At 71.2% G+C, this 11,652-nt stretch carries 10 protein-coding genes and 1 pseudogene; 6 read left to right on the forward strand and 5 right to left on the reverse strand.

The features are described 5' to 3' along the window. Positions 1-25: 25 nt before the first annotated feature. Genes QSK15_RS12910 through QSK15_RS12925 form a run of 4 tightly spaced genes read right to left on the reverse strand, consistent with a single transcriptional unit; the run spans position 26 to position 3,854 of the window. Positions 26-628, reverse strand: coding sequence for a GTP-binding protein (locus QSK15_RS12910; protein WP_285794478.1), 603 nt, complete (start codon positions 626-628; stop codon positions 26-28). Further along, positions 609-995: a DUF742 domain-containing protein gene (locus tag QSK15_RS12915; protein ID WP_285794479.1), complete on the reverse strand. Its 387-nt coding sequence runs from the start codon at positions 993-995 to the stop codon at positions 609-611. Before QSK15_RS12915 ends, QSK15_RS12910 begins: the two co-directional genes overlap by 20 nt. Next, complete coding sequence (locus tag QSK15_RS12920; RefSeq protein WP_030333266.1) at positions 985-1,407, reverse strand: roadblock/LC7 domain-containing protein; 423 nt, start codon at positions 1,405-1,407, stop codon at positions 985-987. Before QSK15_RS12920 ends, QSK15_RS12915 begins: the two co-directional genes overlap by 11 nt. Next, on the reverse strand, positions 1,407-3,854 hold the full coding sequence (locus QSK15_RS12925; RefSeq protein WP_285794480.1) for a nitrate- and nitrite sensing domain-containing protein: 2,448 nt from the start codon (positions 3,852-3,854) through the stop codon (positions 1,407-1,409). The genes QSK15_RS12920 and QSK15_RS12925 overlap by 1 nt, the downstream gene beginning before the upstream one ends. A 328-nt stretch (positions 3,855-4,182) precedes the next feature. Here QSK15_RS12925 and QSK15_RS12930 point away from each other — a divergent pair, with 328 nt between their 5' ends. The 5 genes from QSK15_RS12930 to QSK15_RS12950 all read left to right on the forward strand — a co-directional run bounded on the left by QSK15_RS12930 (position 4,183) and on the right by QSK15_RS12950 (position 8,514). Beyond that, positions 4,183-4,776: a hypothetical protein gene (locus tag QSK15_RS12930; protein WP_285794481.1), complete on the forward strand. Its 594-nt coding sequence runs from the start codon at positions 4,183-4,185 to the stop codon at positions 4,774-4,776. 11 nt (positions 4,777-4,787) lie between these two features. Then, a complete protein-coding gene (locus tag QSK15_RS12935; protein ID WP_285794482.1) occupies positions 4,788-5,834 on the forward strand; it encodes a hypothetical protein in 1,047 nt (348 codons plus the stop codon). 191 nt (positions 5,835-6,025) lie between these two features. Next, positions 6,026-7,684 carry a sodium:solute symporter family protein gene (locus QSK15_RS12940; RefSeq protein ID WP_285794483.1) on the forward strand — a complete coding sequence of 553 codons (1,659 nt, stop codon included), beginning with the start codon at positions 6,026-6,028 and terminating at the stop codon, positions 7,682-7,684. Positions 7,685-7,700: 16 nt separating this feature from the next. Next, positions 7,701-8,009: a hypothetical protein gene (locus QSK15_RS12945; protein WP_285794484.1), complete on the forward strand. Its 309-nt coding sequence runs from the start codon at positions 7,701-7,703 to the stop codon at positions 8,007-8,009. 118 nt (positions 8,010-8,127) lie between these two features. Continuing rightward, positions 8,128-8,514, forward strand: a complete 387-nt coding sequence (locus QSK15_RS12950) for a hypothetical protein (RefSeq protein ID WP_285794485.1) — start codon at positions 8,128-8,130, stop codon at positions 8,512-8,514. Positions 8,515-8,634: 120 nt separating this feature from the next. Here QSK15_RS12950 and QSK15_RS12955 read toward each other — a convergent pair whose 3' ends face one another. Next, on the reverse strand, positions 8,635-10,413 hold the full coding sequence (locus QSK15_RS12955) for a glycoside hydrolase family 6 protein (protein WP_285794486.1): 1,779 nt from the start codon (positions 10,411-10,413) through the stop codon (positions 8,635-8,637). 591 nt (positions 10,414-11,004) lie between these two features. Here QSK15_RS12955 and QSK15_RS12960 point away from each other — a divergent pair. Next, positions 11,005-11,652, forward strand: a pseudogene (locus QSK15_RS12960) (hypothetical protein); the annotation flags it as partial.

Below are 11,652 nucleotides of genomic sequence, written 5' to 3' on the forward strand. Positions count from 1 at the left end.
GTTAACCCGCTTTCCAGCCCGGTTCTCAGGCGGCCGGCACCGGCTCACCGCGCTGCCGGGCCACGTGCTCCACCAGAGAGATCAACACCATCTTCCCGGACTGCCGGTCCCGGGCGTCGCAGAGCACCATCGGCACCTCCGGGTCCAGGTCGAGCGCTCGGCGTACGGTCTCCAGGTTGAACCGGCGGGAGTCGTCGAAACAGTTCACGCCCACCACGAACGGGATGCCGCGCTGCTCGAAGTAGTCGATGGAGGGGAAGCAGTCGGCCAGTCGCCGGGTGTCGGCGAGCACCACCGCGCCGAGCGCGCCGAAGGCCAGCTCGTCCCAGAGGAACCAGAACCGGTCCTGACCCGGCGTGCCGAACAGGTAGACCTGCAGGTCGTCGTTGATGGTGATCCGGCCGAAGTCCATCGCCACCGTGGTGGTGGACTTGCCCTCCACGCCGGAGATGTCGTCGGTGCCGATCCCGGCGCCGGTCAACACCTCCTCGGTCTGCAACGGACGGACCTCGCTCAGGGCGCTCACCAAGGTCGTCTTGCCGGCCCCGAAGCCTCCCGCGATGAGGATCTTCAGTGCCAGCGGGATGGTGGTGCTGGTGCCCACCTGGTCACAGCGCACGGAGTCCACTGACCACCGCCTTGAGGATGTCGTCGTCGGGAAGGATGCCGGCTCTCGGCGGCTCGTGCACCGCGACCAGGCCCTCGGCGAGGAGATCACCGAGCAGTACCCGGACCACGCCGACAGCGAGGTCCAACTCGGCCGCCAGTTCGGCCACCGACACCGGCCGGCTGGCCAACGCGACGAGCCGTCGGTGCTCGGGCAGCAGGTGCGCATGACCCGCCGGGTCGACGCCCGCCGCCACCACGAACGCGACCAGGTTGAAATTGTCGACGGCGGAGCGTACCCGGCCCCGGGTGAGCGTGTACGGGCGCATCACCGGGCCGGCGTCACCGTCCAGCCACTCGTGCTGCGGCCCGGGCGGCTCAGTCCGCATCTCCGGCGTCCGCTGCCGATCGGGCCGGTGCGGCGAGGCTCTCCCCCACCCGGATCACCAGCATCGCCATCTCGTACGCGACCAGCCCGATGTCCGCGTCGGCGTCGCTCACCACCGCCAGGCAGGCACCCTGCCCGGCGGTGGTGACGAAGAGGTACGCGGCCTCCATCTCCACCACGGTCTGTCGCACCGGGCCGCCGTCCACGTGCCGGCTTGCGCCCCGCGCCAGGCTGGAGAAGCCGGCGGCGAGCGCGCAGAGGTGCTCGGCGTCGGAGCGCTCCAACTCGGCCGAGCAGCCGAGCAGCAGGCCGTCGGCGGAAAGCACCACCGCCTCCCGGGCGGCCGGTACCCGTTGCACCAGTTCGTCGAGCAACCAGTCGAGGCCGGCGCTCTGCTTCGTCGAATGCCGCACTAGGCGTCCCTCTCAGTCGCGGTCGGTGGTTCGGGGCTCGTCGGCGGGTCGGTGGGTGCCGTCGGGATCGCGGGGCCGGTCGGCGTTGCCGGGCCCGTCGACGGCGGCGGTGCCGTCGGGGTGACGGCGGTGGCACGGCCGCGCGCCGTGCCGGCCTGCAGCGCCGCCATCACCTGGCGGACCTCCTCGGGCGAACGGGGCGACGGCGTATCGCCGACTGTCGACCGGGGTTGGGCGGCGGGGGTCCGGCGGCGCACCCGGCGGGGCAGCCCGTCCAGCTCGTCGTCCGGCTCGTCGGAGGCCGCCGGACCCTCGTCGGGCCCGGTGGCCGACGCGGTGACCGATGTCGGCGCGCCGGTGGGCGGGGCCGGCGGGGCCGTGCTGCCGGGCGGGGCCGGCGGGGCCGTGCTGCCGGGCGGGGCCGGCGGGGCCGTGCTGCCGGGCGGGGCCGTCGGTGGGCGGGTACGGGGTCGGGTCACCGCGCCCCGGCGTGCCGTCCGAACCAGTCGCCGGCCCGGGTCGGCCGACGCGGCGCCGAGCGTGGCCGGGTCGGGGCCGGCCGGCGGTTCGGTGGTGACCAGGTCGCCGGGGAGCAGCACCACGGCGGTCACGCCACCCTCCCCCGACGGCCGCAACCGCACCCGTACGCCGTGCCGGGCCGCCAGGCGGGCCACCACGAACAGGCCGAGTCGGGCGCTCTGCGCCGGGTCGAACTCCGGCGAGCTGGCCAGCCGGGTGTTGGCGGTCTCCAGCGCCGTGTCGGACATGCCCAGCCCCTGGTCGGTGATCTCCAGGGCGTACCCGTTGGCCACCTGCGCCCCGGTGACGGTGACCCGGGTGTCCGGCGGGGAGAAGGCGGTGGCGTTCTCGACCAGCTCGGCGAGGAGGTGGATGACGTCGCCGACGGCCCGCCCCAGCACGCCGGCCGGTTGCACGTCGGTGATGTCCACCCGTTCGTACGCCTCGACCTCGGAGATCGCGCCACGGATCAGGTCGACCATCGCGACCGGGTTGCGCCAACCGCGGCCGGGGGCGGAGCCGGCGAGGATGACCAGGTCCTCGGCGTGCCGGCGGAGCCGGGTGGCCAGGTGGTCGACCTGGAACAACTCGGCCAGCTCGTCCGGGTCCTCGCTGCGCCGCTCCATCCGGTCCAGCAGGTGCAGCTGACGGTGCACCAGGCTCTGGCTGCGTCGGGCGATGTTGAGGAAGACCTCGTTGAGCCCGCGGCGCAGGGTGACCTCGTCCACAGCGGCCTGCACGGCGGTGCGTTGCACCTCGGTGAAGGCGCGCCCGACCTCGCCGATCTCGTCGTGGCCGTACTCCAGCGGCGGCGCTTCCCGGGCGACGTCGACCTGCTCGCCACGGCGCAGCCGGGTCACCACGTCGGGCAGCCGGTGCTCGGCCAGCTCCAGCGCGGCGGTGCGGACGCCGCTGAGCCGCCGGACCAGGGTGCGGCCGACCCGCAGCGCCACCAGCACCGAGACGACCACGGCGACGAGCCCGAGCACCCCGGCGGCGGCCAGCCGCACCAGGATGCGGACCGCCATCGGCACCGAACGGTCCGTCAGCGCGTCCGCCTCGGACAGCTCGAAGTCCCGCAGCTGCTGCTGCACCGCGTCCTGGCTGGCCTGCCAGGCCGCCGCGTCGACCGCCGGCCGGCCGGACCGGCTGGGTACGACCAGTGCGTCCTGCATGGCGCGCAGCCGGGTGAACGCCTCACCCTCGGTCAGTCGTTGGTACGCGACCCGGCTGCTCTCGGGCAGGTCGGCCACGGCGCTCTCGGTGAGCCACCGTTGGTTGCCGATGGCCTGGACGAGCTGGGTGTGCTCCCCCTCGGCGAACCGTCCGGCGGTCAGCGCGCCGGCCAGCAGCGCGTCGCTCTGGCCGAGCAGCTCCCGGGAGCGACCCAGCGCGGTGAGCGCCAGGGCCTGCCGGTTGATTCCCGGGTCGGTCAGGGTCGCCATGCCGGCGAACGCCTGGAAGGCCGCGGAGACCATGCCGCTGTACAGGTTGAGCGCGCCGGCCCGGTCCACCTTGCGGTCGTCGATGAACGTCCGCCCGCTGGGTAGCGCCGCCAGGGCGGTGATGAGCTGGTCGACCCGGGTTTCCAGCAGGTCGTCCGCGGCGTCGCGCAGGGGCTCGCCGTCCACCCGGCGGCGCAGCTCGGCGACCGCCCGGTCGGTGCGTCCGCGCTGCTCGGCGAGGGCGGGCAGCTCGGCGTCGCCGGCGAGCTGCACCACCGAGAGCCGGCGCTCCCGTTGCAGCTCGGTGACCACCGCCTCGCCGGGGCGACCCAGGTCGTACAGGAGGGTGCGGGCGGAGAGCAGGTTCAGGGCGGGACCGAAGGTCAGGGAGGTCGCGAAGATCCACAGCGCCAGGAGCGCGGTCACCGGCGCGACGACCAACGCGGTCAGCTTCGAGCGGATCGGCCAGTCGCGGGTTTTCATCAGACCTCGCCCGTACAGGGTGGCAGGAGGGGCGCCGGCACCGCCGGGCAACGCTCCGGCCGGCTGCGCGCCCGGCCGTTCGTCGGGCACCGGCGCGGGCGCCTTGGGCAGGATACGTAATAGCGGGCTGTTGCACTACCGCCTGTCGCGCCGACATCGACGCTCCGGGATCTGCGCACAGGCGCGGTCCGGGACCCCCACCGGAGCACTTTTCTGGAACAGGTCAGGTTCTGGCAGGTGGGCAGCTGGGGCCTTGTCAGGAAAGTGTCTCGGATCGGGATTGGCGATCACTAGGCGGAGGGAATACCAGATGACGAAGGAGGAGCCCATGTCGTCCACGCAGATAGTCGTCATCGTGCTCGTCGTGCTGGTGATCGTCGCGGTGCTGGCCGTGGCCGCCCGCTCGCTCAGCAACCGTCGCGCGCTCCGCAACCGGTTCGGCCCGGAGTACGACCGGGTGGTGGCGGAGCAGGACAGCCGGTCCGCCGCCGAGCGCGAACTGCGCGACCGGGAACGCCGGCATGCCGAGCTCACGCTCACCCCACTCACCCCGGAGTCCCGGGCCCGGTACGCCGCCGCCTGGGAGGAACTTCAGGTCCGTTTCATCGACTCCCCCGGCGAGACGGTGGGCGACGCGGACGAACTGGTCACCCGGCTCATCGAGGAGCAGGGCTACCCGACCGGTGACTTCTCCGACCAGATCGCCCACCTCTCCGTCGAGCACGCTCGCACCCTCACCAACTACCGGGACGCGCACGAGATCCACCTGCGCAACTCCCGGGGCGAGGCCAACACCGAGGAGCTGCGGCAGGCGGTCGTGCACTACCGCGCACTCTTCGCCGATCTGCTGGGCGAGGAGCCGGTCGGCCAGCAGATGCCCGAGCAGCGCCACCACCCGGACCACGACACCACGAGCCGCTGAGGAGGCCACCGATGCGCCAGGAAGAGCAGCAGGTGAGCAACGACCACCCGGAGGCCGTGCGGTCCGCGCCCGTGCCGGTACCCCCGGCCGGCGACCGGGCCGGTCGCTCCGACGTCCCTGAGGACGCCCTCGACGACCGGGGCACCTTCGACGATCAGAGCACCGCCCACGACCGAACTCACGACACCGACCGGGACGGCGCGTACGACCCGGCCGACGACGATCTGACCGACGACTCCGACCCACGCCACCGACGCGACGACCGGTCCACCGACGAGGGCGGTTTCCACGAGCCGGGGCCGCTGCCGACCACGTTCGGCGCCACCACGGTCGCCGACGCGGTGGCCGCCTCCGCGCTGGCCAGCCCGCGCCCGCAGGACCAGCCGGACCCCCGGGCCGAGCGGACCGCCCAGCCGGGCGACGGCGCCGAGGATGGCGAGCGGGAGGGTCTGCGCGCCGACCCGACCGCCGAGCTGCACCGCCGCGACGCGGACGTCGGCGTCGACAGCACTGACGTCGACAACCGCAGCGACCTCGACGACCGCGCCGACGCGGACACGTCCACGCGGACCGTCATCCCGCCGGGGAGCACGAACGGCGACCCCGAGCGGCGCGGCGACCTGACCGGCGATCGGGAGGCCGCCGCGGCGGGCGCGGCCGGCTACGGCAGCGCCGCACCCGAGATGGTCGACCCGGACGCGGACGGCGAACCGGTTCCCGGCGACGACACCAGCCCCACGCTGGCAGCCGCCGGCACATCCCGGCCCGCCGGCTCGACTGTCGCGGCCGGGCCGGCCACGCTCCTCGAACCGGACACCGCGCAGAGCTTCCGGGACCGTTGGCGCGACGTGCAGCTGCGTTTCGTCGACGACCCGAAGGCGGCTGCCGGCGAGGCGCAGTCGCTGGTGGAGGAGGCCATCCAGGCCCTCTCCTCGGCACTGGCCGCGCAGAAGACCACGCTGGGCGGGTGGCAGGACGCCGGCTCGGCCGACACCGAGCAGCTGCGCATGGCGGTCCGCAACTACCGGGACTTCCTGGACCGCGTCCTCGGTCGCTGACCCACCCCACCAACAGGCGGCGCCCCGGCCCTGACGGCCGGGGCGTCCTCCTGCGCGCTGATCGGCCCCGCGCCCCAGCCCTCCCGACCGGGGTGGAACAGGACGGTTCCCACCTCCAGGCGTGAAACTGCGCGGGCGGGGTAATACGGCGCGCGGCAGCCAGCGCGGACGTCGGGACGAGGGGTGGCGGGATGGACGGCGACGGTCTCCGGCTCAACATGAACGGCCTGGACTACCTGATTCTGGCGCTGTACTTCGTCACCGTCCTCGGGGTCGGCTTCGCCGCCCGCCGGGCCATCCGGACCAGCGTCGACTTCTTCCTCTCCGGCCGCTCCCTGCCGGCCTGGGTGACCGGTCTCGCCTTCGTCTCAGCGAACCTGGGCGCGCTGGAGATCATCGGAATGGCCGCGAACGGGGCCCAGTACGGCGTGATGACGGTCCACTACTACTGGATCGGCGCGGTCCCCGCGATGGTCTTCCTGGGCATCGTGATGATGCCCTTCTACTACGGCTCCAAGGTCCGCAGCGTGCCCGAGTACCTGCGGCTGCGATTCAACCGCCCCACCCACCTGCTCAACGCGCTCAGCTTCGCCGTCGCCCAGGTGCTGATCGCCGGCGTGAACCTCTACGCGCTGGCCCTCGTCATGCAGGCGCTGCTCGGCTGGCCGCTCTGGACGGCGATCGTGGTCGGCGCGGCGATCGTCCTGGCGTACATCACCATCGGCGGTCTGTCCGGGGCGATCTACAACGAGGTGCTCCAGTTCTTCGTCATCCTCGCCGGCCTCATTCCGGTCACGGTGATCGGCCTGGTCAAGGTCGGCGGCTGGAACGGCCTCATGGACTCGGTACGCGACTCCAAACTCGGCGAGGCGGGCCTGCACGCGTGGCAGGACACCGGCAGCACCGCCAACCCGCTGGGCGCGCACTGGATCGGCATCGTCTTCGGCCTCGGCTTCGTCCTGTCGTTCGGCTACTGGACGACGAACTTCGCCGAGGTGCAGCGCGCCCTCTCGGCGAAGAACATGAGCGCCGCTCGCCGTACGCCGATCATCGCCGCGTACCCGAAGTTGGTCATTCCCCTGGTCACTGTCATCCCCGGCCTGGTGGCCCTGGTGACAGTGCAGGGCCTGGGCGCGGAGACCGGCGACCTGCAGTACAACAACGCCATCCCGCTGCTGATGCGCGACCTGCTCCCCAACGGCGTGCTCGGGGTGGCGGTCACCGGCCTGCTCGCCTCGTTCATGGCCGGCATGGCGGCCAACGTGAGCGGCTTCAACACCGTCTTCACCTACGACATCTGGCAGGCGTACATCCGTCGTGACCGGTCGGACGAGTACTACCTGCGGGTCGGCCGGTGGGCGACCGTCGGCGCCGTGGTGATCGGGATCGGCACCGCGTTCATCGCGGCCGGGTTCAGCAACATCATGAACTACATCCAGGCGCTCTTCTCGGTCTTCAACGCGCCGCTGTTCGCCACCTTCATCATCGGCATGTTCTGGAAGCGGATGACCGCCCTGGCCGGCTTCTGGTCGCTGCTGCTGGGCACCCTGGTGTCGCTGAGCCTCTACCTGCTCTACAAGGGCGGTGTGGTCGATTTCAACTCCGACCTGGAGGAGAGCTTCTGGGGCGCCGGCCTGGCGTTCGTCACCGCGGTGGTGGTCGCGGCGATCATCACCCCGCTCACCTCGCCCAAGCGCGACGAGGAGCTGCGAGGGCTGGTGTACGGCATGGGCGGCGTCGACCTGAAGGGCGACGTGCTCGCCGGGGACGCCGTCTGGTACCGCTCCCCGGTGCTGCTCGGTCTGATCGCGGTCGCGCTGGCCGCTCTCTTCTACATCCCGGTCTTCTGAGGAAAGGGGTCGGCAGATGAGCAACGACGGCCAGCCGGCACAGGACCCGCTGATCGACGAGACGCAGGAGGAGCAGCGGCGCTCCGCCGCGGCCCGACTGTTCGACATCCGCCGGGTGATCGGTGGTCTCTTCGTCGCGTACGGGATCATCGTGACGCTGATCGGCATCTCCGACAGCCGGGCCGAGATCGACAAGGCCGAGGGCGTCCGGATCAATCTGTGGGCCGGGCTGGCGATGCTCGTCTTCGGCCTGCTCATGCTGCTCTGGCAGTGGCTGCGCCCGGCGGAGCCGCCGACCCCCAACGAGCACCAGCCCGGGGCCTGACCCGCCGCCCCCACCGAGCACCGGCCCGCCGCCTGACCGCCGGGCCGCCCGGCATGAGCGCGACATGAAGGGGTACGTGAGGAAATCAGGCACCGTGTCGGACACAGGAGGCAGCACGATGACCGATCGCGATCGCCAACCGCCGTTGGAGGACAGCCCCGAGGTGGCCTCGGCGGTGGATGATGACGCCACCGTGCCGCAGCTGCGGACCGGCGGTGGCCCCGACCGGGACACGCCGAGCTTCGCCGAACCCCGCAGTCGACCAGACGATCTGGCACCGGACACCGACGATCTGATCGGCGATCCGTACGCTGCCGGCACCGGGGCCACCGGGACGGGTACCGGCGCTGGCGGGGACAACATCCGTACCGGCGGCGAACAGCAGTGGGAGCCGGAGGACCTGGTGATGGCCCGCGGCCAGGACCTGACGCCGGAGAACCTGGACAAGGCCCGCCGTGACCTGGCTGAGCAGGGTCGGGCGGCGATCGAACGCACGGTGCCCTGACCGGGCCAGAGGGGGGTCCCCGACCCGACCTGTGACGGTCGGGTCGGGGACCCGGGGGGAACCTGCTGCCAACAGTGCCTCACCAACCACTGGCAGCGGGTTGGTGCGTGAGCTACCCGATCAGAGCGCCGGGTACGCGTTGCGCATGAGCTCCTGGAACTGGGCGGAGAACCACGCACCGGAGATCGGCGCGTCGCCCAGCGCCCCGGACGGGTTGTTGCCGTTGCGGGCGTTGCCGCCGTACGTCGGGTCGCACATCCGGTCGAAGCCCTTGCCCTCGTTGTTCGGGATCTCCTTGCTGGAGCCGTCCGACTCACCCGGCGGCTTCACCCAGACGTAGGCGTCGATGCCCGTCGCCGGGGCCACCCGAGGCCGCTCACCGAGACCGGCACCGGCCTGGTTGCACCAGTTGCCGAGGTGCAGCCGTCGGTCGACGCGGCCACCGTTGACGTACGTGTCGACGCTGGTCGTCGCGCCCGGGCCGGTGGGCCGTGCGGAGCCGCCCCAACCGTTGCGGGAGGTGTCGATCAGCATGCCGATGTTGGAGTTGAAGCCCAACGAGACCAGCTTGGTCCGGAACGCCTGGGCGAACGACAGCTCGTCGACGTAGTAGTTCCAGTCGACCCACTTGGACTGCCGCACCGTCTGGCCGTTCACGTTGTCGGTGACCTTGAAGTACGGCTCCTGGAGCGCCGAGTAGTTGGCGGTGTTGGTGATGAAGCCGTGCACGTTGTTGACCGTGCTGCCGGAGGCGACCGCGGCGGTCTTCAGGATCTCGGCGGACGGGTTGAAGTTGCTGTCCCACCCGAGCCAGCCGTGGTGCCCAGCGTCGATGTAGTTGTAGACGTTGCCGATCGAGCCCAGCTTGGCCAGGGCGTAGCCGACGCCGTTGACGTAGGCGCCGTTGGCCTTGACCGTGTCGCACATGACCGTGCCGCCGGGCTGGCCGGAGGTGTTGGTCACCAGGTTCGGCAGCGAGTCGATCTCGATGATGTTGATGATCCGGATGCTGCTGTACTTCGGGTCGCCCTGGATCGCGGCGATCGGGTCGATGTACTGGGCCTTGTACTTGGGCAGCTCGTCCGGGCCCAGCTCACCGTTGGAGGCGAGCGCGGAGCAGTCCCGGCCGGGCAGGTTGTAGATCACGAACTGGATGTAACCGGCGCCCTGGCGCAGCGCCTCGTCCAGGTGGTCCTTCACCCCGAAGGCACCGTTGGAGCTGCTGTCCGGCGTGCCGTTGATCGCGGCGATCCGGTCCAACCAGACGGCGGTGGGGTTGTTGGAGACCCGGCTTCCGCCGGGCTCGGCGTCCGCCTTGGCCTTCCACTCCGGGTTCACGTAGCCGCGCACCCCGGCGTACGGGTTGTCGACCTTGGTGCCGGGCGGCGGGTTGGTGGTCGGCGGCGGGTCGGTCGGCGGCGGGTCGGTGGGCGGCGGGTCGGTGGGCGGGGGCGTGGTCGTCGGCGGGGTGCCACCGTTGCAGACCACGCCGTTCAGGGTGAACGAGGTCGGCTTCGGGTTGCTGCCGCTCCACGCGCCGTTGAAGCCGATGCTCGTCGACGCGCCGGTGGCCAGAGTGCCGTTGTAGGACATGCTCCGGGCGGTGACCTGGCTGCCGGACTGGGTGAACGTGGCCGACCAGCCCTGCTGCACCCGCTGGCTGGAGTTGGGGAAGGTCCAGCCCAGCGTCCAGCCGTTCAGCGGGTCGCCGACGTTCTTGATGGTGATGTTCGCGGTGAAGCCGCCCTGCCAGTCGTTGCTGGTGTACGCGACATCGCACTGCGTCGCGGCCTGCGCCGCGGTGACCGGAATCGTTACGAGCCCACCGGCGACCAGGGCACCCGCGCCGGCGAGCGCGAGGGCCCGGCGTGGGCCGGTTAGCCTTCTCCACACATTCATGCCACTGATCTCCTTGGGCGAGACCGGGCCCAGGTACGGCCCGGCGGGACGGCCCGATGGGCGTCCTGCACGGACGACCGTCGGCGCCAACGGGATTCTTCGGGGGCGCCCGACCCGGACGGGCGATGGTGGTGGTGCCCGACCGATGCGGCCGGTCGATCGGCGGCGGGATGTCGCCCGATGAACGGGTGCCCTCGACTGCCTGCCTGCACGGTGTGGCTCTCAGAACCGCGTTCGCCGATTCTTGCATGGGAGCGCTTCCATGGCAATGGCTCGATGCGTCGCCGGAGCCGTTCCGGACGACACCCCCCGAGCACGCCCGAGCGGCACGGTCCGACCACGGCCGCCGGTACCGGATGACCGGGCGGCGCGGGCACGACCAGCTCCGAACGACGCGGGCGTACCGACAGGACCACGGCTCACCTGAGACCACACTCAGCCCGCCGAAAGCCGCTTACCACTCCTTCACCTCTTACCGGAACAAAGGTCAAAACGCGAATCTTTCACTTCATAAGTCATGAAACCGTCTAACGTCGGTCTTAGCTCGGTTGTCGCCGGGCTCAGGACAACAGGGATGGAGTGACGCAGGTCATGGCTAAGAAGATGCTCGGGAAGGTCGTTGCGGGTGCCGCGCTCGGCGGCGCGTCGCTCCTGGTGTTCGCACCGGGGATCGCGTTCGCCGACGGCCACGACGACGGCAAGGTCTACGCCAAGCCGCACGTCGTGAAGGCCGGCGACGAGGTCAAGCTCCTCGAGATCTGCCCGGATCGGCAGGAGCACGCGTACGTGTGGTCCAAGGTCACCGGCAAGGTCAAGCTCAAGCCGGCGCGTGAGGACCGGGGTGAGGACCGCGACTGGCGCGAGGAGGAGAACTCCTCCGACCACGACAAGGGCAAGGACGAACACGGCAAGGACGAGAACGGCAAGGACGACAAGGGCAAGGACGAGCACGGCAAGGACCACGAGGGCAAGGACGAGCACGGCAAGGACGACAAGGGCAAGGACGAGAACGGCAAGGACGACAAGGGCAAGGACGAGCACGGCAAGGACGACAAGGGCAAGGACGACAAGGGCGGCCAGGGTGCCGGCGCTGCCGCCGACGCCTACGGCGACGAGAACAGCAAGGACTGGAAGGGCGAGGAGCACGGCCAGGACGCCGAAGACAGCCGTGACAAGAAGGACTGGGAGTCGAAGGACGAGCACGGCTCCGAGTACGGCTCGGACAAGGGCTGGGAGTCC

The organism is Micromonospora sp. NBRC 107095 (assembly GCF_030269705.1).
Lineage (GTDB): Bacteria > Actinomycetota > Actinomycetes > Mycobacteriales > Micromonosporaceae > Micromonospora > Micromonospora parva.

Excerpts from the sequence above, each read along its gene's own strand:
- QSK15_RS12925 (WP_285794480.1), bottom strand. The coding sequence starts at position 3,854 with ATGAAAACCCGCGACTGGCCGATCCGCTCGAAGCTGACCGCGTTGGTC.
- QSK15_RS12940 (WP_285794483.1), top strand. The coding sequence starts at position 6,026 with ATGGACGGCGACGGTCTCCGGCTCAACATGAACGGCCTGGACTACCTG.
- QSK15_RS12930 (WP_285794481.1), top strand. The coding sequence starts at position 4,183 with ATGTCGTCCACGCAGATAGTCGTCATCGTGCTCGTCGTGCTGGTGATC.
- QSK15_RS12955 (WP_285794486.1), bottom strand. The coding sequence starts at position 10,413 with ATGAATGTGTGGAGAAGGCTAACCGGCCCACGCCGGGCCCTCGCGCTC.
- QSK15_RS12935 (WP_285794482.1), top strand. The coding sequence starts at position 4,788 with ATGCGCCAGGAAGAGCAGCAGGTGAGCAACGACCACCCGGAGGCCGTG.
- QSK15_RS12950 (WP_285794485.1), top strand. The coding sequence starts at position 8,128 with ATGACCGATCGCGATCGCCAACCGCCGTTGGAGGACAGCCCCGAGGTG.
- QSK15_RS12915 (WP_285794479.1), bottom strand. The coding sequence starts at position 995 with ATGCGGACTGAGCCGCCCGGGCCGCAGCACGAGTGGCTGGACGGTGAC.
- QSK15_RS12945 (WP_285794484.1), top strand. The coding sequence starts at position 7,701 with ATGAGCAACGACGGCCAGCCGGCACAGGACCCGCTGATCGACGAGACG.